Source organism: Methanosarcina sp. WH1 (genome assembly GCF_000970005.1).
In the GTDB taxonomy this organism is placed as follows: Archaea; Halobacteriota; Methanosarcinia; order Methanosarcinales; family Methanosarcinaceae; genus Methanosarcina.
In genome coordinates this window covers 1842767-1860481 of the sequence record NZ_CP009504.1, presented here as the reverse complement: position 1 = coordinate 1860481, position 17715 = coordinate 1842767, and the positions used below count along the sequence as shown (strand labels likewise).

17 protein-coding genes are annotated in these 17715 nt (G+C 42.6%); 9 read left to right on the top strand and 8 right to left on the bottom strand.

What is annotated here, in order from left to right:
- Positions 1 to 139: 139 nt before the first annotated feature.
- From MSWH1_RS08175 to MSWH1_RS08155, 5 genes are all read right to left on the bottom strand, one after another.
- Positions 140 to 967: an NAD(+)/NADH kinase gene (locus tag MSWH1_RS08175; protein ID WP_048127644.1), complete on the bottom strand. Its 828-nt coding sequence runs from the start codon at positions 965 to 967 to the stop codon at positions 140 to 142.
- Position 968: 1 nt separating this feature from the next.
- Positions 969 to 1772 carry a bifunctional fructose-bisphosphatase/inositol-phosphate phosphatase gene (locus MSWH1_RS08170; protein WP_048127642.1) on the bottom strand — a complete coding sequence of 268 codons (804 nt, stop codon included), beginning with the start codon at positions 1770 to 1772 and terminating at the stop codon, positions 969 to 971.
- 249 nt (positions 1773 to 2021) lie between these two features.
- Positions 2022 to 3029 carry a type II glyceraldehyde-3-phosphate dehydrogenase gene (locus MSWH1_RS08165; protein WP_048127640.1) on the bottom strand — a complete coding sequence of 336 codons (1008 nt, stop codon included), beginning with the start codon at positions 3027 to 3029 and terminating at the stop codon, positions 2022 to 2024.
- Positions 3030 to 3674: 645 nt separating this feature from the next.
- Positions 3675 to 3863 (bottom strand): CooT family nickel-binding protein, encoded by a 189-nt coding sequence (locus tag MSWH1_RS08160; protein ID WP_048127638.1) that lies wholly within the window; start codon positions 3861 to 3863, stop codon positions 3675 to 3677.
- A gap of 398 nt (positions 3864 to 4261) precedes the next feature.
- Positions 4262 to 5143 (bottom strand): DUF89 domain-containing protein, encoded by an 882-nt coding sequence (locus MSWH1_RS08155; RefSeq protein ID WP_048127635.1) that lies wholly within the window; start codon positions 5141 to 5143, stop codon positions 4262 to 4264.
- A gap of 382 nt (positions 5144 to 5525) precedes the next feature.
- Here MSWH1_RS08155 and MSWH1_RS08150 point away from each other — a divergent pair, with 382 nt between their 5' ends.
- Together MSWH1_RS08150 and MSWH1_RS08145 are read left to right on the top strand one after the other, a co-directional pair.
- A complete protein-coding gene (locus MSWH1_RS08150) occupies positions 5526 to 7043 on the top strand; it encodes an alkaline phosphatase family protein (RefSeq protein WP_048127633.1) in 1518 nt (505 codons plus the stop codon).
- A 624-nt stretch (positions 7044 to 7667) separates the two neighbouring features.
- Positions 7668 to 8663: a cation diffusion facilitator family transporter gene (locus tag MSWH1_RS08145; RefSeq protein ID WP_231585367.1), complete on the top strand. Its 996-nt coding sequence runs from the start codon at positions 7668 to 7670 to the stop codon at positions 8661 to 8663.
- A 107-nt stretch (positions 8664 to 8770) separates the two neighbouring features.
- Here MSWH1_RS08145 and MSWH1_RS08140 read toward each other — a convergent pair whose 3' ends face one another.
- Positions 8771 to 9049 carry an acylphosphatase gene (locus MSWH1_RS08140; RefSeq protein WP_048127631.1) on the bottom strand — a complete coding sequence of 93 codons (279 nt, stop codon included), beginning with the start codon at positions 9047 to 9049 and terminating at the stop codon, positions 8771 to 8773.
- A 522-nt stretch (positions 9050 to 9571) separates the two neighbouring features.
- Between MSWH1_RS08140 and MSWH1_RS08135 the strand changes: the two genes are divergently transcribed.
- The 3 genes from MSWH1_RS08135 to MSWH1_RS19995 all read left to right on the top strand — a co-directional run bounded on the left by MSWH1_RS08135 (position 9572) and on the right by MSWH1_RS19995 (position 10766).
- Positions 9572 to 10141 carry a hypothetical protein gene (locus MSWH1_RS08135; RefSeq protein WP_231585368.1) on the top strand — a complete coding sequence of 190 codons (570 nt, stop codon included), beginning with the start codon at positions 9572 to 9574 and terminating at the stop codon, positions 10139 to 10141.
- Positions 10142 to 10251: 110 nt separating this feature from the next.
- Positions 10252 to 10449 carry a hypothetical protein gene (locus MSWH1_RS20000; RefSeq protein ID WP_231585369.1) on the top strand — a complete coding sequence of 66 codons (198 nt, stop codon included), beginning with the start codon at positions 10252 to 10254 and terminating at the stop codon, positions 10447 to 10449.
- Positions 10450 to 10604: 155 nt separating this feature from the next.
- A complete protein-coding gene (locus MSWH1_RS19995; protein WP_231585370.1) occupies positions 10605 to 10766 on the top strand; it encodes a hypothetical protein in 162 nt (53 codons plus the stop codon).
- 167 nt (positions 10767 to 10933) lie between these two features.
- On the opposite strand, the gene MSWH1_RS08125 is transcribed toward MSWH1_RS19995, so the two are convergent.
- Positions 10934 to 11965: a class I SAM-dependent methyltransferase family protein gene (locus tag MSWH1_RS08125; protein WP_048127630.1), complete on the bottom strand. Its 1032-nt coding sequence runs from the start codon at positions 11963 to 11965 to the stop codon at positions 10934 to 10936.
- A 407-nt stretch (positions 11966 to 12372) separates the two neighbouring features.
- Here MSWH1_RS08125 and MSWH1_RS17505 point away from each other — a divergent pair, with 407 nt between their 5' ends.
- A complete protein-coding gene (locus MSWH1_RS17505; protein WP_052723146.1) occupies positions 12373 to 14730 on the top strand; it encodes a M4 family metallopeptidase in 2358 nt (785 codons plus the stop codon).
- A 30-nt stretch (positions 14731 to 14760) separates the two neighbouring features.
- Here MSWH1_RS17505 and MSWH1_RS08115 read toward each other — a convergent pair whose 3' ends face one another.
- The gene (locus MSWH1_RS08115; RefSeq protein ID WP_048127628.1) at positions 14761 to 15813 is read right to left on the bottom strand and encodes a cupin domain-containing protein; all 1053 of its coding nucleotides are present in this window, start codon (positions 15811 to 15813) and stop codon (positions 14761 to 14763) included.
- 489 nt (positions 15814 to 16302) lie between these two features.
- On the opposite strand from MSWH1_RS08115, the gene MSWH1_RS08110 reads away from it, so the two are divergent.
- The 3 genes from MSWH1_RS08110 to MSWH1_RS08105 all read left to right on the top strand — a co-directional run bounded on the left by MSWH1_RS08110 (position 16303) and on the right by MSWH1_RS08105 (position 17705).
- The gene (locus MSWH1_RS08110) at positions 16303 to 17079 is read left to right on the top strand and encodes an exodeoxyribonuclease III (RefSeq protein ID WP_048127626.1); all 777 of its coding nucleotides are present in this window, start codon (positions 16303 to 16305) and stop codon (positions 17077 to 17079) included.
- A gap of 125 nt (positions 17080 to 17204) precedes the next feature.
- Positions 17205 to 17357, top strand: a complete 153-nt coding sequence (locus tag MSWH1_RS20795) for a transposase (protein ID WP_369798569.1) — start codon at positions 17205 to 17207, stop codon at positions 17355 to 17357.
- 138 nt (positions 17358 to 17495) lie between these two features.
- Positions 17496 to 17705 (top strand): molybdopterin-binding protein, encoded by a 210-nt coding sequence (locus MSWH1_RS08105; protein WP_048127624.1) that lies wholly within the window; start codon positions 17496 to 17498, stop codon positions 17703 to 17705.
- Positions 17706 to 17715: the final 10 nt, after the last annotated feature.

Genomic DNA, 17715 nt, shown 5'->3' with positions numbered 1-17715 from the left:
AGAGATGAAAATGCCAGAGAATAAATTTCAGGGAAATATCAGGAGTAAAACAGGATCTTAAGGAAAAAGATTCTAAAAAACATGGGTCCATAAGAAAAATTAAAGTTAATTAGAAATCAAACCTGAATAAGGTTTTTTTTCAGGAAAGTTTCCGCTGTACTCTCTCGTAAAAACATGTATCGGCAATCCTTACGAAACGTGCAGGGTATTTTGATTTTTTCAGTTTGACAACATCATCAGGCCTGATCCTGTAAGACTTCTGCCCGTCAATTGCAATTACAGCCTCTTTTTTATTGTCTGACAATTTAATTGTAACCTCACTGTCCGAAGGGATAACCCAGGGCCTTGAAGATAGCTTGAAAGGAGCAACCGGAACCACCACAATTGCATTTACTCTAGGATTTACTATAGGTCCTCCAGCACTCATTGCATAGGCAGTTGAGCCTGTGGGGGTTGCAAAAACCACACCATCCGCGCGAATTTCATCAAGACGGCAGTCATTGATGTGGACTTCAAACTGGATAATCTTTGCGGGTTTGGCAGACATTACAGCAACCTCGTTGGTGGCTGTTTCAAGCATCTCCCCGTTAAGGAAGACGTCTACACGCATCCTTTCAAGATACGAAAACCCATAGAGGACTTCTTCTATGGTCTCAATCGCATCTTCAGGCTCCACATCTACAAGGAAACCGAGAGTGCCCATATTAATTCCCAATACAGGGAGAGGGTCTTTCATTTTGGCAATGTTCCGCAGGACTGTCCCATCGCCTCCTACACTTATGATAAGTTCGACTCCCTGGTCCCTCATTTTTTCAACAGGAGTTCCCTCAATGCCCAGGACATCAGCTGTGGCAGTGGAAACACAGATCTGCACCTTCGACTGGAAATTCGTGATAATATCCCTTACCATCTGAAGTACTTCAGGTCTATCACAGCGCGATGCAAGCCCTATTTTTTTAATTGCCAAATTATCCCCCTGAGAGTAAGCTTAAAATTTTTTTATGTACGCGCCCATTGGAAGCGACCATCTCCACTCTAGCGGTAACATTATCAGGAAGTCTTAAATTCTTTCCGTATCCGTCCGTAACAAGCCCACCGGCTTCTTCAAGGATAAGCTGACCTGCTGCCACATCTGTTACACGCAGAGATTTCCGGACATCCACAAAGGCATCAAGCCTGCCTGAGGCTACATAACACAGTTCAAGAGCCACGCTTCCGAACAACCTCACACGACGGACATTGCTGTAGATCTTTCGAGTCCTTTCCACGTTCTGCCTGTATCCGTATACACTGACACAGAGACTCTTCAGGTCTGAATTCATAGAGGGTTTAATTTTATTTCCATTAAGATATGCTCCCTTTCCAGCTTCTGCATAATACTCTTCCCTGAAGGCAAGGTTGCTCACATACCCGAACCTTATGTCTGAGAGGTCATGAGAAGCAAAAGCTATTGAAACGCTGTAGAAAGGAATTCCTGCAGAAGCATTATATGTCCCGTCGAGGGGATCAAGCACAACAGAAAACTCAGGAGAATTTCCGATAACAAGTTCACCGAGTTCTTCACTGAGTATCCTCATGGACCTGCCGTCAGCTTTAAACACCTCGACAATGGCATCCTCTGCTGCAAGGTCTATACCGGTAGTCGGCGTCCCGTCAGCTCCCATGCATATGAAGCTGCTTGCCGACTCAGTGCCTACAAGCTCACAGGTTGCATCATGTGCAGCCCTATACGCCTCCCGACACAATTTCAAAAAATTTGAATCTGAAGTCATCAAAGTTCGGATCCTTCTTCTCTCAGTTTTCCAGGTACACTGACCAGTATTTTGGGTGCCGGGAACTGGGATTTTGAAAATAAGGACTCAGGAAATTCGTAAGAAAGTGCATCAGATACCCTGAGTCCTGGAAATCAAGAGCCCTGGAAATCAAGAGCCCTGGAAATCAAGAGCCCTGGAAATCAAGAGCCCTGGAAATCAAGAGCCCTGGAAATCAAGAGCCCTGAAAATCAAGAGCCCTGGACAGGCTTAGAGCCCAAGGGCTTTATTTGTTTTCGCAATTGATTTTGCACCGTCGCTCTCAAGCTCCATCATTGCGCGGATAGCATCCACGTTTTCGGGAACCACAATGGACTCCTGGTGGATAGCCTGGAATAAGTAGAGTTCCCCTTCGTGTATGGTGACGGAGTCAGTCCAGACACAGTTTTCCCACATATCGTTTCTGGGGCGCTTTATGTCCCTGGCAACTTCGATGATTTCGGCCGTGGAAGATATTCCCTGCTCTACGAAACGGATTCTAGACTGGGAACCAAGCACTTTCCTGACGTCTTCGGCAGTGCACTCGTTCTTAAGCTCCATGTTCACGGTGTGAACGTGCATGAGGGTCGTCGGGATTTTCATAGCGACTGAAGTGATATTGATATGGGGAATAACGGTCTTAACATCGGGACCGTGGTGAGAAGGCAGCTTGATCGGGTTCGGCACGATTGCATTGATCGGCCCCTTCTTTATGTCGTTGGGGTCGGTTGCCCTCCGGACAAGGGTTGCCCTGACCTTCTTTACCCCAAGCGCTTTGTCTATGGGATAGATGATCCTGCAGAGCCCTGTGGTATTGCAAGAAACCACCCTTACGAAGTCAAGGCCAAGAGCCCCTTCGTAGTTTGAGACCGCGTTAAAGGAGAAGCCTGTAAGCTCGTGCTCCTCACCGCCCTGCCAGATGGCTTTTACCCCGGCTTTTTCGTACAGGGCTTTATTGGCTTCCCCCACTCCCCCCGGAGTACAGTCCACAACCAGGTCGACTTTTTCCACCATTTCCTCAATGCTTCCGGCAGCAGGCATTCCTGCCTTTTCAAAAGCTTCCAGATTGGCGGCAGGGGCATAGATATCATACCCGAGCTGGTGGGCTACTGCAGCCTCATAGTTAGGTCTTGTCTTGGAAATGCCTATGATTTCCATGTCATCCTGAGCCAGTACGGCGTCTGCAACTCTTTTTCCAATTGTTCCGTAACCGTTTACTGCAATTTTTGCTTTAGCCATTTATTATCCTATCCTGTACTATCATATCATAATATAATCTGAATTAAAGTAAATTAATTTAAATTAGACTGAATTAGTTCAAATTAGACTAAATTACAGAGAATTATGGTCTAATTAACAGTCTGAGTAGCTGAAAACTGTTTTTTTGAATTTGTGATTTTCAGGCAGTGAATTACATTAATCTAAAGTATATGCATAAATTTAAAGTGTTTTATTGATTTATAATGTACGTCTGAAATTAAGAGACGCTAAAAAATACCCGATATTCGATCTAAGATACTGATTTAAGTAATAAATATTTTGAGTGCTTTAATTTACGCCCGATTATTGATTGTTATATCTCAATTTACATGAGATCCGTATTTGAGATTACATTGAGAAATAACACTGCGATAGATAATAGATTAGAATAAATAAATGCTTTTCCCGGGTAGCTATTACAAATTAAAGAAACCGTGAGACATATTCAGTACTTTCGGAGCTTCCAGATGGTTTTTCAAAAGGTTAGAAATTCACTGTTTTTTCAGTAAATTAGCAAAGCTTCTTATCAAACCTATCTGTACCACTAAAACAGGTTTATTAACTCCTGCTAACGAAAAAATGTTAATAAGCAGGTAAAAATCAGGAAGAAGTAAAGTAAAAAAATCATTTTGATATAATAAGGGCTTCCCCGCGTGAGAAATTGATTTCCTTGATTGAGCCTTCAACCGTCATTTTGTCTCCGAGGATTCCGGTAAGCTGGATTGAGGTTCCTTCAACCAGAATCTTTGCTACAGACTCCATAACCTTCTCACGGTTTTCTCCACGAAGCATAATTATACTGATTTCACACATATTGTATCTCTCCTTACATTGTTCTTCTTATACTGTTCTTCTTATACTGTTCTTCTTATACTGTTCTTCTTATACTGTTCTTCTTATACTGTTCTTCTTATACTGTTCTTCTTATACTGTTCTTCTTATACTGTTCTTCTTATACTGTTCTTCTTATACTGTTCTTCTTATACTGTTCTTCTTATACTGTTCTGATGAATATCAATAAATATCTAGATGCCTATTTTTTAAACTGTCAGATATTATAAAATACCACACTGACCTTAAAGTATTTTTCATTAACTATATTTAAGTTGTAACCCTGCTCAATAAAAAGTTGTCGAAAAAGATCCGACAACCAAAAAATATTGGAAAAGATTCCACGAATATCAGGACAAAAGATCCAGCAGGTGTGATTGTCAGGGGAAGTTCATCAGTTTCGCAACTGATAGGCCCTTTTCAAGCCCGAGTTCTTCAGCTACACACTCGCATTTTGTAAGGAGCATATAGGCAATAGGCCCAAAGTTGTGTTCGGAGAGAGTCTCGTAGTTTGCCATGCCTTTGCTGATGATAAGGGTTGCGTCTTTCATTGCGTCGAGAAATTCGGCAGGGGCTTCTTCGACCAGGATACCTATGGCGTTTGAACCCGTGGTCAGTACCCTGTCAACCTTTTTGTCGATTTCGAACTCTTTTACTTCTTCCATTGTAACATCTGTAAGAATGGGGCCTCCGCGGACCACGAGTGTGATATTTCCACCGAGTTTTTTAATCACATCGAAAACAATCATATCAAAAAGGATCTCTCCGCAGTTGTCGGCAATATAAATAACATCCTTAAGGAGCCCCAGCATTTTCGGGGTATCATCAACGTCAAGCCCATGTTCGAAAAGTTTTAGAAAAGCAGCTTCAAATTTATCTTCGCTAGCATCAAAGCCCATAATCCCAAAATCAAAATAATTGGCGATAACCGACGCAAGCACTGCTCGCCTGAAGAGTTCCCCGTCGTCGGGAGAGTTTTCGTAAATTTTTTCTTTTGCTACGGGCAGGACTTTTAGTGCAGCCTGGCTAATGAGCTTTTTTGTGACTGCATATGGATCATTATCTTCGAGGATTTCATAGCACTTTCGGTGAATTTTAGTGGCTACAGATGCTGATATAGCCTCAGGATCATAGTATTTATTCATAACGCCAAGGCATTCATGAAGCGTCTTGCAGATCAGATCTTCATCATCCGTTGAAAGCTTGGATTCAAAATGCACTCTTGAAAGCATGCAGTAGGTACAGCGTGGGCTCATCTTCATGGGAACTCTCCCTATTTTTTGGATTAAGGGATAGGCGTTTTCGGAATATTAATGGTATTTGCGGCAAGTATTAATGGTATTTGCGGCAAGTATTAATGGTATTTGCGGCAAGTATTATACCTTTACTCATACCTTTACCCCTTCTGGTATAATAAACCTTTAAAAAATAAACCTTTAAAAAATAAACCTTTAAAAAGGTAACCTGTAAACCTGAATATAAAAGAAATAATTTAAATCTGAAGACTTCACTACAGCTCCAATGTATTCCCTCTAAGTTTTATAAAACTGATGAAGTAAAACGGATAAAGCAGCGAACTTTGCCAGCAGGATTTTTTTCGAAAAGGTAAATTCTTTATATTGGGTGTGTGTAAAATAATTTACAATGATGTTCAGGACCCCAAACTTCAAGTTATTTTCAGTTCTGGTTTTATTTACAACACTACTGATTTTTTCTGCAGCTTTTCCAGCTCCTGCATCTGCCCTTACCGAAGTCGAGGTAAACCCTGTCAATACACCTGACGGTGCAGTCATATTGATCGTTGACGGGTTAAGTTCCCCTTTTATCTATCCGGAGCTCACACCACACGCACTTGACGGTACACCCCTTGAAAAAGCCAGGCTTGAAAATATTCCGGAAATAGGCAAAAACAGTGCCCGGATTCTCGAGTTTCGTGCTCCTCAGACATTTACCGAAGGAGGGCACTCAGTCCTTGTTACCGGAAACCCGGGTGCAGACAGTGAGTTTGTTAGCTTTAAAGACGCAAGTATTTTCGATGCTTTGCACAGTGAGGGCTACCTCTGTATTGCTGTAATGGAAAAAGGGGATTTCTGGTCAATCTGCGCCGAACAGGACGTTATCCTGAGGGATGAAAAAAACTCCATAAAGAATATGGAGATAATGCTTAAGCAGTATGAACATTCCCAGGATAATCCGGTGCCTTCTGGACTTTTGCAGCTAATGGAAGAGGAGGCTGACAGGGCTCCGGGATATGTCACTTCAAAGGAAACAAGGGAAAGATATAACGGGTATAACAGGTGGGGCATTGAAACTGCCTGTGCTGTTGTGGAATACATGGCAAAAAACAGGCCAGGGCAAAAGTACCTTCTGACTATCAACGTAGGGGCAATTGATATGAGCGGGCACTACAGGGGCAATTACGGATATATAGACTGCATCGAAAGCCTTGATTCCGAACTTTTGTCTCTCTATACCCTCTGTGAGAAAAACAACCTTGCTTTTGTACTGACTGCAGACCATGGCATGGCTTTTTCGGCAGATGGTTCTAAAGGAGGACACCAGTCCGAAAAATATTCAGGTTCGGATGAAGCGCAGATGGTCCCGCTCATCGTATCTGCACGGGATGTTAAGAGTGGGATTATCAGAGGAGAATTCGGACAGGAAGACTTTGCTCAGACTTTGCTCGGTGTCCTTGATATCCCTGCCAGGCCCAGGTTTGCCAAAGGGGAACAGATCCTGCTTACAGGGCACGTAAATCTTAAAGTAAAACTTCCAGAAAAAGGAACTATAGAACTCAGGAAAGACGGGGAACTTATCGAATCCGCAGGAAACGATGACCAGTTCATATTCTTCGGCCTGGAACCGGATAACTCCTATACGGTCAACGCTGTGCTTGACTCCGGAAAAAGCCTTGAAGAAAAGGAAAAAGAGGTTTTTCCTGAAGCTGACCTGGTGATCGAGTTTGGGATGGAAGGAACCAAAACAAAGGAAAATGAATATTCTCTGACGGAACCAAAAGAAGGGATCCGCTCTGCAGGTGTTTTAGAAGAGGGAAATTCAATTTTTGGCAGAAACTCAAGTTACCTGATAGGATATTTCCTGATAGGAGCAATAAACATTGCAGGGTTTTTTATCATTATGAAGGTTCTGAAAAAATACTGAAGGACCACTGAGAGCTCTTAGAGGTTGCTTAAAATTCAACTCATTTTTACATTTGGATAGTGGGCATTGCTGGCTTTAAATTCAGACTGTAAATTTATTACATCAGGCTTACTCGCTCGATGTATGAAAGCAAATACATTAGACATCATGGTTAAAATTTACACTTTAGACATTTAACAGTTTTATGACACTATTTTTCAGTTAAAATGATAATTACTGTCACCATTGTAGAATCAAATTTAATTTCGAGACACACTATCAAAAAAGTAATGAAGCTATAAAAACGGTAACAATAGCTGAAAATATTATACAATGAATTCGAAAACTTTACTATATAAAAGATATATTTAATATAGTTTATAGAGACATATTTATTATATCTCCATTGAGTGAATATCATAGAACGACATTGAACCTATCTCCATTTAGTGAATATCATAGAAAGAATATCATTGAACCAATCTCCATTGAGTGAATATCATAGAAAGAATATCATTGAACCAATCTGAAACTGCCTGAAACGATTTGGCTTGAAAATGGTGAAAATCCCTGGCTTCCTGAAGAGGACCGCAGAGCAGGAAGAAAGCCCGAAAAATAGATTTCCTTTAACGGAAGTGACCAAAAATGGAACATGAAGAAAGGTTTGAGAAGGCTGTCCAGGTTACTGGTGCCGGGCTTTTCTTGAACCTCGGGCTAACTCTTTTCAAGTTATTTGCAGGAATTCTTGGGAACAGTGCAGCAATGGTTGCAGATGCTGTCCATTCCCTTTCGGATTTTTTGACTGACATTGTGGTGATCTTTGGCTTCAAGGTTGCAAAAAAGCCAGTGGATGAAAGCCATAACTACGGACACGGGAAAATTGAGACTCTCAGTGCAAGCCTTGTTGGGCTCATGCTTTTTGTGGTTGCCGGGCAGATTTTTATTTACGGGCTTCGGAGGACTCTGCTGTTTGTAGAAGGAGAGACCCTTGAGCAGCCTGCCCTTATTGCTCTTTATGCAGCCCTGCTTTCCGTAATCTCAAAAGAACTCATGTACCACTATACAATCCTGCATGCCCGGAAGATCAACAGCATGGCTCTAACCGCGAATGCCTGGCACCATCGTTCTGATGCTTTTTCCTCGTTCTGTACCATGATTGGAATCGGAGCTGCAATCTTCCTGGGAGGAAAATGGGTTATACTCGATCCTTTGATGGCGGTTTTTCTTAGTATTATCATTCTGAATATCGCCCTGAAGATATTCCGCAGCAGCATAAACGAACTCATAGAAGCCTCTCTTGATGAAGAAACCGAAGGTAAAATCAGACAGATTATTCAGAAAACCGAAGGAGTAAAAACTCTCTCAAACCTCAAGACCCGGAAGATAGGAAATAATATTGCTGTGGATGTCCGCATCAAAGTTGACAATGCCCTTGACATCGGAGAGGCAAACCGAATTTCCATCCACGTGGAACATAACCTGAAAAAAGCCTTCGGGTCCTATACCTATGTCCTTGTAAAAGCCGAACCCTATGAACGCGAACCCACAGGAAACCCCGAGGACGGAAAAATTCCGGAACATCCAGTACATTCTGAAAAAAAAGAAGTCTGCCTTCGAAAGCAATCGATAAAAAAGGGGTAAAAACAATAAATTATAAAAATTTGAAAAGATTACTTGACTCAATAATCATTAGCTTCAAAAATCATTAGCTTCAAAAATCATTAGCTTCAAAAAAGATCATTTTAATCTCAAGAAAGCTCATAAACGTTTCCCAGGGCTTTTTCAAAAGTGACATCAACATCTTCTACGTGGGCAAAAGTAGGCCCTTTCCGAAGCTCATTTATCAGAAGTTCGAGAGCTTCCCGTCTGCCTTCAGCGAGAACAAAAACCCTTCCATCCCTGAGGTTTATAGGGTTGCAGTCCACCCCAAAGCGAACTGCAGCGTTTCTCGCAAACCTTCGAAAACCCACGCCTTGAACCCTTCCGGATACAAGGATAGCCGCCCGTACAGTTTCTCCAGAGGTCACAATTGGCTATTTTGAATGAGAACGATATATATCTATGGTTAGTTCGGCTGACTATGTTAGAAGGAAACCTGTATTCAGGCCAAGAGGAAAGGTTGTTTTTGAGTGCATTTTTTGTTTTTTGCTTATTTTCCAAATTCGATACCTGAAGACCCAAACATCAATTTGTTAGATTGATTTCAGCGGGAAATTGAAAGAGGTCATTAAGGTTATAACTTACACACAGCTTGTTACTTTCCGGATTCCGGAAAAAGCTCGATTAAAACAGTTTTTTGGACTATTTCCTGATTTGTGAACTATCTAAAGGTTTATATCTTGCCAACCCAATATTAATCAGGGATTTCTGGTAGATTATAGGACATGAGCATGACAGGGGAGAAGTTGTGTTATTTTTCAATGCAGATACGTGCTTCATGAAACCTTCAAGGGGGAAAATATATAAGAGGAGGCAACGGAGCAGGCGGGAAGGAAAGGTTTTCAGGGGAAGGGACGGAAGCTCTTTACAGGGAGCATGCAGGAATACCTGTGATTGAACTCGAACTCAAAAGCTTTCTTCAGCTCTTTGATTCTTTTGACCCTGCCCCGTTTCACGAAAAAGAGCTTAATCTGGATGCAGAAGAATACCTCTATAATGCTGTAGATGAATTCCCCCTGAAAAAACCCCTTGAGATAATGATATATCTGCCATCTGCCGAGGTCGGCGCACAACTCGAAACCGACCTTAAAGAGGCTATAAAAAATCATTTTACTTACAAAAGACTCCTCGCCGAAATAGAATTGAAAAGACTGCTTTATCAGGGGAGAAAAAACCTTATAATAGCCCTTACCTTCCTTTTTCTCTGCCTGCTCGTGATCCGGCTGCTTTCGAGTTTTGAAGAAAGCCTGTTGAACACGCTTTTCTCTGAAGGACTCCTTATCATTGGGTGGGTCGCGATGTGGGAACCGGTACATATTTTCCTCTACGGCTGGTGGCCGATTGTCCACAGGCGGAACATTTTCGAAAAAATTGTACATATGGATGTCTACATAGGGAAGAGGTCTCCATCAGGGGAAAGGTCTCAAGGATATCGTTTTACTCCAAAAAAAGCTCCCTGAACAGCTTAATATCCGAGAACAGGAAAGTAAAGCCTGATATAAAATCATAACAACAGTTTTAAGGGTGTTTATGTGAATTGAAAAAATATTTTATAGAAGGTAGATAAAAAATGGTCCGAAGAGTGGATTTTTCCCCAAAGGGGACGGAAGCCCTTTACAGAGAGCGTGAGGGGAAGCTCTTAATCGAACTTGAACTTCGCAGTATGATGCAGATCTTTAATTCATTTGGTCCCGCTCCGTTTCAGGAAAAAGAGCTTGATGAAGACGCTGAAGTGTATATTTATGACATAGTTGGGGAATCCCTCTAAAAAAGCCTCTTGAAATTATTATACATATCCCCCCTTCCGAATTAAATGCTGAAACGGAACGTATCCTTAAAGAAGTAATCAGAAACCATTTTCTCTACAAAAAAATCCTTACGGAAATAGACCTGAGGAGGCTTCTTCAACGGGGGAGAAAAAACATGACAATCGCCGTTTTCTTCCTTTTTCTCTGCCTGCTTATGATCCGGCTCCTTTCAGCCTTAGAAGGCGGGCTGCTAACGACCATGCTTTCTGAGGACCTGACCGTCATCGGCTGGGTTGCCATGTGGGAACCGATTTATGTTTACCTCTATGGATGGTGACCCATTGTGCACAAGAGAAGTGTTTACAGGAAGATTCTTGACATGAATGTAAGTGTCATATCAGACTCCCACACGGTGTAAAAATGTCAGATAACCGCTTATTCCCGGATAGCCATCTGTTCCCGAATAAAAGCTGACGGCAGGCGAGAAAAGCAGAGTTAAAGCCTTCATTCAAAAATCCGTGCATCCACGACCACGTGCAGAACACCTGGAGAATACTTCTTTATCCTTCGGGTTGTCAGGATCTCAACTTTTTTTCCCAGGCATCTGGCAGCTTTTTTAATCCTTTCTTCAGGCCTCGTCCTGGCGAGATTTTCAGGCACCGTTTCATGGTAATGCAGGATTCCTCCGCTTATTTTCAAGGATTTAATAGCCGTTTCCAGATAGTGGTGTGTTGTTCCCACATACCCCATAATAACTCTGTCAGCTTCCCCTTCAGGAGCAGCCTGTGAGCAGTCTCCGAGAATCGGGGTAATTATGGCCTCCACATGGTTCAGCCTGATATTTTCTTTCAGGTAGGCAAAGGATTCAGGGTTTATTTCTATCGAGATGATTTTTTCCGGATGCGCATGAACAGCCACGGGAATTGAAAAATACCCTATTCCTGCGAACATATCTACAACAACCTCTCCCTTCCCGAGTTTGCTCATCTTTTTCCTTTCTTCAAGGTTCCCTTTGGAGTACATCACTTTTGTTACATCCTGCTTGAAAAAGCAGCCATGTTCTTTGTGGATAGTTTCGGTGGAGGTTCCGAGGAGGAGTTCTCTTTTTGGCTGACGGAACTGCCCTTCGATCCCAAAATCTCTGACAACACTTTTGCATTTCGGGTACATAGAAAGCAGGGCTTTTGCAATCTGAATTTTCTTGCTTTCGAGCGTATCGGGGATGCTGACTATTATTATATCTCCTAAAATGTGCCAGCCGGAAGGGACCTGAGAAAGTTCGGTTTCGGAAAGGGAACCTTTCAGGTATTCTTTCATGGACCCGGTTTTTTCCAGAAATTCAGGGTATTCCTGTTCAGTTACCGGAAAATCTCCTACCTTTTCTCCTGCAGCCTCAGTTACCGGGATTTCGAGAAAAGTACTTTCTTCGGTCTGGATTCGTCGGATTTTTCTCGTAGTGTCCAGGAATTTCTCGACAACTGCTTTTTCCCTGATTTCTTCTCCTTTTTCAGGCGGAATCCGAATTGCTCTGTACATTCGAGTTGAATGATAGCAGGCATGGGATTAATGTTTTTTGTTTCAGATCTTCTGTGAATCGTTCACTGAATATAATAAAATATTTGGCACGGAGTAACTTTTACATTCTGGCCTATTTTCTGGTTTGCTGGAGTATCCTTACGGAAGTCATGCCTCCTAACTGACTCTTTTTCTTCGAGAAACCTCTCCTCCGGGCTGACCGAGTCCTGTTTAAGCTTTAAGTTTCAGACGGCGGGTAAAGGCAGGAATTAAAATCAGGAATTGAATAAAGTTCAAATTAGCTTTAAATTTAATCGGATCAATTAAGTAATAGCCACAAAAGGGAATGAATCAGGTAAGGACCGGATAAACAGGATTGAATATAGCCGGGGATTGTATAAAAAGGGGATTGGAAAGCTGAGGGTAATATGCCGGTACTGAGCGAAAAGCAGGCAAAAGCTGCCGAGAAACTAAAAGAAATCGACCCCGAATCTGAAATTATCTGGGATTCCCGCATGAAAATTCCTAAATTCATAAAAGGCACCCTTTCAAAGCCTTCAGCCAAAAATCCTGAAACAATAGCAAGAACGTTTCTGGAAGAATACAGGGCGCTTCTGGACATGCAGCCCGGGCTTGATGAAAAACTGGAACTTTTCACCGTAGAGACTGATTTCAGCGGGTTTCACCATGTTATTTACCTCCAGCACATAAAAGGCATCCCTGTTTTTGAGGGGTCTGTTCAGGTCCATATAAACCCCGCCGGGGAAGTAATTGCACACAAGGACTTTCGCGTGACTGAGGTGCCGGTTGCGCTTGAGCCGAAAATAAAAATAGAAGAAGCCATTGAAATTGTCCGCAGGGATATTAGCTCAAAAAACGTTGTTACGATTCCCCGCTCAAGGCTGATGCTTTTTCTGGACAGTAAAAAACAGCTTCCAGCGGAAGATTTCCAGCTGAATAAGCTTCATCCGAAAGAGCTTCGACTGAAAAGGCTTCATCTGGTCTGGCAGATTGAGTCCATATTTGCCGAAGGGTTTGCAGGGAAGTTCCATTTCATTGATGCCCATACCGGCGAGCAGCTTTACAATTTTTCCCAGATCAGGTCCGCCCTTTTTAGAAAGACATACACTGCAAAAAACGAATCTTCCCTGCCCGGCGAACTTCTGCTTGAAAACGATCAGACTGTCGCAGATGAGGTAGCCCGAGCAGCTCATGAAAATATGGGAATAGTGTACGATTACTATAAAAACACTTTCGGAAGGGACAGTTATGATAATAAAGGCTCACCTCTCGTTTCTACGGTCCACTTTCAGCGAAACTACAACAATTCTTTCTGGAGCGACTACCACAAACAGCTTGTTTTCGGGGACGGAGATGGTTTTCGCTGGAGACCCATGGCGTTTGCGCTCGACATTGTAGCTCATGAGCTGACACATGCCGTTACCGCCCAGACAGCCAAATTCGTGTACTGTGAAGAAGCCGGAGCTCTTGATGAGTCCTTTGCAGACGTTTTTGCAGTTTTTATCTCAAACGAAGAGAAAATCACGAACTGGGAAATAGGGGAAGGAGTCTACACCCCTTTCCATGAAGGAGACGCCCTGAGGGACCTTTCCGACCCACCCAGGTTCTGGCAGCCTGACCACATTGACAATTACATGCAGCTTGCTCCCGGGGAGGTCCCTGACCTTCACAGGAACCAGGCAGGGTATATTCACCTGAACAGCGGGATTCTTAACAAGGCCGCTTATCTGACCATTGAGGGTGGGACACACTACGGGATAAAAGTCAAAGGAATTCCCAGGGAAAAAGCCGAAAAGATCTATTATCTTGCCCTTACCGCATACCTGTGCAGTGCGACCCTTAGCAGATGGACGTTCCGGGAAGCCAGATATGCCCTTTTGAACGCCTGCCGCCAACTGTATGGAGAAAAAGGGTCCGAGTACGCGGCAATCAAAAATGCCTGGGCTGCAGTAGGCCTTGGAAAACCGGCAGGAGACCTTGAAGGCCTGTTTCTGGTTGAAAAAGAGGTTTCTCCCGGAATCCCTATCCCGGATGTAAGCCCTGACGGAGTCCTGAGCTCCATATATGTTCCGGAAGAAGGGCTTATAAAAGACATCCGTGTCAGTATAAACATTGAACACTCCTATCTAAGGGACCTCAGAATTGAACTGTTTACACCTGCCGGAAAGAGCATAGTCCTGCATGACCGGCTAGCCCGGAAGGACAGGAGCCTTGTCAGAACATATAACTCGGGCTCAGTTCCTGCTCTCATGGACTGTATAGGGGAAAGGGTCTGGGGAAGATGGATTCTAAAGGTTGAGGATCTTGCAAGGAAACATACAGGTTCTTTCCACAGCTGGGGAATTAAGTTTCTGGTACAGAAGGTCGAAAAGGAAGAACTTAAAAGGGAGATTTTTCCCTTCCTCAAAGTTCCCGATAACGATCCCGCAGGCGTAGAAAGCCTCATTGAGATCGAAAGAAGGGGAAAAATAGTAAGCTTCGGTGTGTCCCTGGAAATTACCCACCCCTCGATAGGAGACCTGAGAGCCGTACTCGTCATGCCTTCCGAGGAGGAACTGGTACTGCATAACAGAGCCGGATATGGGAGAAAAGATCTCAAGAAAATGTTCAGTACCGAATCTGATGAGGTCCTGCTGCCTGCTGTGAATAAAGAGATGAAAGGGGCCTGGACCCTGAAGGTCGCAGACCAGGCAGAAGGAAATGAAGGCAGCCTTGACAGCTGGGAGTTATGTATTATATACGAAAGTGACCCGGAGTTTCTTTAAGGATTATCTCAATTGATATCGGGATCTCCTTTATTCAAAGATTTCAATATTTTTCTTTGACCATCCAGGCTGGTTTATAGCGAGGAATTTGAGAGTCGTGTTTCCGGTATTGTATGTGGTTTGAACAGCACCTGCAGGGATATATATGAGCTGGTCCTTGCTCAGTTTAACCGTGATCCCGTCGATATAAAGAATGCCTTCCCCTTCGAGGATATAATGAACTTCAGGATTGTTCATCAGATGAGGGGCGATATTTTCGCCAGGTTCAATAACTGCATGGGCGACGCTGTAGTTCAGGTCAAGGTTTCTATTAACGTTTCCGGGGTTCAGCAGCTCCACAACATGGATATTTCCGGGCTCTTCAAGATATATGCAGTCGCTGAGGTTCTTGCATATTATATGATCATCCACGTAGAAGCTTGATCCTACGATGTAAACCCGCCCTTCAAAGGTAGCTTTTTTAACGAAGGTGAACCTGCGGGAAGGTTCGGAATTTCCTGCTTCCTGCCAGTTGTAATCTATCCATCCTTCGCCATTTGCACTCTGAACTGCCTCTATGAAGAGTTCCCCTATGGGCTTGCCGTCTGCGTCTAGAAGCCCTCTCATATCCTTTCCTTCACTTCCTGTGTCGGGAGGGTAGACTACCTGAGTCCCATTTATTGTCCAGACAAAAATATAGAAGCCATTATTGTACCAGGGAGAGTTTTCTTCTCTGAATTTAAGAAAGAGCTTTTCTCCCTGTCCCTCAATTTCTCCCTGTCCCTCAATTTCTCCCTGTCCCTCAATAAGTCTGACTGTGGCCCTGACTTTATATTCGATTTCTCTCCTTTCAGTTGCCATTTTACTCTTCCCTTTTGCAAGAATAAGAGAATCTGGAGGTGCAGGTCCCAGAACAGCCTGTTCTTTTGTTGTGTTTTCTCCTGAAGCCAGAGATTTTTCGGTCATTCCTGAGGGAGAGTCGTCCACGGTTTTGTTATCGAGTTCCTCCGCAACTGCTGCCGGTTCGTCCTGAGTACCACAGGTAAGAATGCCCAGAAAAAGTGCAACTGCAAGCATTACGCATATAATCCGTATTAAATCCATAAGACTTCCTTATTTTTTTGGCTTATAATTCGACGCTTTTGAAGCTGTCTTCAGAATATGCTTAAATGTATACTTATAATAATTATCAGAAGTATTATTTTATTTTTTCACTCAGTTTATACCGGAAGCTGTTTAAAGAAGCTTTTATTTACTGAAACTCCAGATAATTTCATAGTAAATCAGATATTTCATAGTAAATCAGATATTTCATAGTAAATCAGATATTTCATAGTAAATCAGATATTTCATAGTAAATCAGATATTTCATAGTAAATCAGATATTTCATAGTAAATCAGATATTTCATAGTAAATCAGATATTTCATAGTAAATCAGATATTTCATAGTAAATCAGATATTTCATAGTAAATCAGTTGATCCTATGGCTGTGTGACGTGTGAATCAATAAATTCTTTATGGCTTTATGACCTTATGTTCAGTCCTGAATAACTTTATATCGATTTGATCTGAAAAAACACAGAGGTAAAAAATGCCGGAACATTATAGCCTTATTTCCTGGAATGTAAACGGCCTCAGAGCTGCAATGAAGAAGGGTTTTCTGGATTTGTTGCTGGAGCAGAAATTCGATGTCATCTGCATCCAGGAAACCAAAGCCTCTCCGGACAAGCTTCCGAGGGAAGCAAAGAACATTCCAGGCTACTACAATTACTTCGTCTCTGCGGAACGAAGTGGCTACAGTGGGGTCGGGACATTTTCAAAGGAAAAACCCCTGAATGTCGAAACCGGAATGGAAATTGAGGAGTTTGACAGAGAAGGCCGTTTTCTCAGGATTGATTACGAAGATTTCATTTTAATGAACATATATTTCCCAAACGGCAAAGCCTCCCAGGAACGCCTGGAATATAAAATGGCTTTTTACGACGCTTTTTTAGACTACGCAAACACCCTTAAAGCCGAAGGCAAAAAGCTTGTCATCTGTGGAGATGTCAATACAGCCCACAGAGAAATCGACCTTGCCCGGCCCAGAGAAAACGAGACAGTTTCAGGTTTTCTCCCCAAAGAAAGAGCCTGGATGGATAGGTTCCTTGCAGCCGGATATCTTGATACCTTCCGCATGTTCAACAAAGAGGGAGAAAACTATTCCTGGTGGTCAATGAGGACCCGAGCTCGCGAAAGAAACGTTGGCTGGCGCCTAGATTACTTCTTCGTCAGTGAAAACCTCAGGGAAAATGTAAAGGCTGCCCCGATTTACTCCGAAGTCATGGGTTCAGACCACTGCCCTGTGGGACTGGAGCTTGAATTTTAACTCTAAGGCGGGAAGTCACCTTCTCGGAGCGTTAGCGACAGGTGGAGGATGAAAGCCGTTAACTTCTACAAAACAACAATAACATAATTATTTACACTTATAGTTATACCAATATAGTAAAAACTATGCAATATAAACTTGATCGTAGAGGCCATTCTGTGTATTCACTCCATTATCATTTCGTTCAGTGTGTGAAATATAGGAGAAAAGCTCTAACGAACCCTTTAGTTGTTGATTTTCTTAAAATTAAAAGTAACTATTTTGAAGCATTTTACTGAGAAAACATACTTTTTTATCAGTGGCTGAATAGTTACAAGTTAAGTAACTAAGTTCAGAAAGCTAGGTTCCTATGCTTCTTTAATTCACAAGACTAACCTTTATTGATTAACAAATAAAAACCTGAATTGGGGATAGGTATGAAGATAAGCGCACGCAATGTTCTGAAAGGTAAAGTCAAAAAAATAGCTCACGGAATGGTTAATTCGGAAATCGTAGTCGAACTTCCGGGCGGTGCGGAGATTACTTCCATTATCACAAAAAACTCGGCTGAATATATGGGTTTAAAAGAAGGGAGCGAAGTCTACGCAGTAATTAAAGCCACAAGCGTGATGTTAGCTTCTGATTGACGCATTTTTC

Coding starts and splice junctions, on each gene's coding strand:
- MSWH1_RS08155 (WP_048127635.1), bottom strand. CDS start 5,143: ATGAAGATGAGCCCACGCTGTACCTACTGCATGCTTTCAAGAGTGCAT.
- MSWH1_RS08115 (WP_048127628.1), bottom strand. CDS start 15,813: ATGGATTTAATACGGATTATATGCGTAATGCTTGCAGTTGCACTTTTT.
- MSWH1_RS08170 (WP_048127642.1), bottom strand. CDS start 1,772: ATGACTTCAGATTCAAATTTTTTGAAATTGTGTCGGGAGGCGTATAGG.
- MSWH1_RS20795 (WP_369798569.1), top strand. CDS start 17,205: ATGCAATATAAACTTGATCGTAGAGGCCATTCTGTGTATTCACTCCAT.
- MSWH1_RS20000 (WP_231585369.1), top strand. CDS start 10,252: ATGGTCCGAAGAGTGGATTTTTCCCCAAAGGGGACGGAAGCCCTTTAC.
- MSWH1_RS08160 (WP_048127638.1), bottom strand. CDS start 3,863: ATGTGTGAAATCAGTATAATTATGCTTCGTGGAGAAAACCGTGAGAAG.
- MSWH1_RS08145 (WP_231585367.1), top strand. CDS start 7,668: ATGGAACATGAAGAAAGGTTTGAGAAGGCTGTCCAGGTTACTGGTGCC.
- MSWH1_RS08125 (WP_048127630.1), bottom strand. CDS start 11,965: ATGTACAGAGCAATTCGGATTCCGCCTGAAAAAGGAGAAGAAATCAGG.
- MSWH1_RS08110 (WP_048127626.1), top strand. CDS start 16,303: ATGCCGGAACATTATAGCCTTATTTCCTGGAATGTAAACGGCCTCAGA.
- MSWH1_RS19995 (WP_231585370.1), top strand. CDS start 10,605: ATGACAATCGCCGTTTTCTTCCTTTTTCTCTGCCTGCTTATGATCCGG.
- MSWH1_RS08165 (WP_048127640.1), bottom strand. CDS start 3,029: ATGGCTAAAGCAAAAATTGCAGTAAACGGTTACGGAACAATTGGAAAA.
- MSWH1_RS08105 (WP_048127624.1), top strand. CDS start 17,496: ATGAAGATAAGCGCACGCAATGTTCTGAAAGGTAAAGTCAAAAAAATA.
- MSWH1_RS17505 (WP_052723146.1), top strand. CDS start 12,373: ATGCCGGTACTGAGCGAAAAGCAGGCAAAAGCTGCCGAGAAACTAAAA.
- MSWH1_RS08150 (WP_048127633.1), top strand. CDS start 5,526: ATGATGTTCAGGACCCCAAACTTCAAGTTATTTTCAGTTCTGGTTTTA.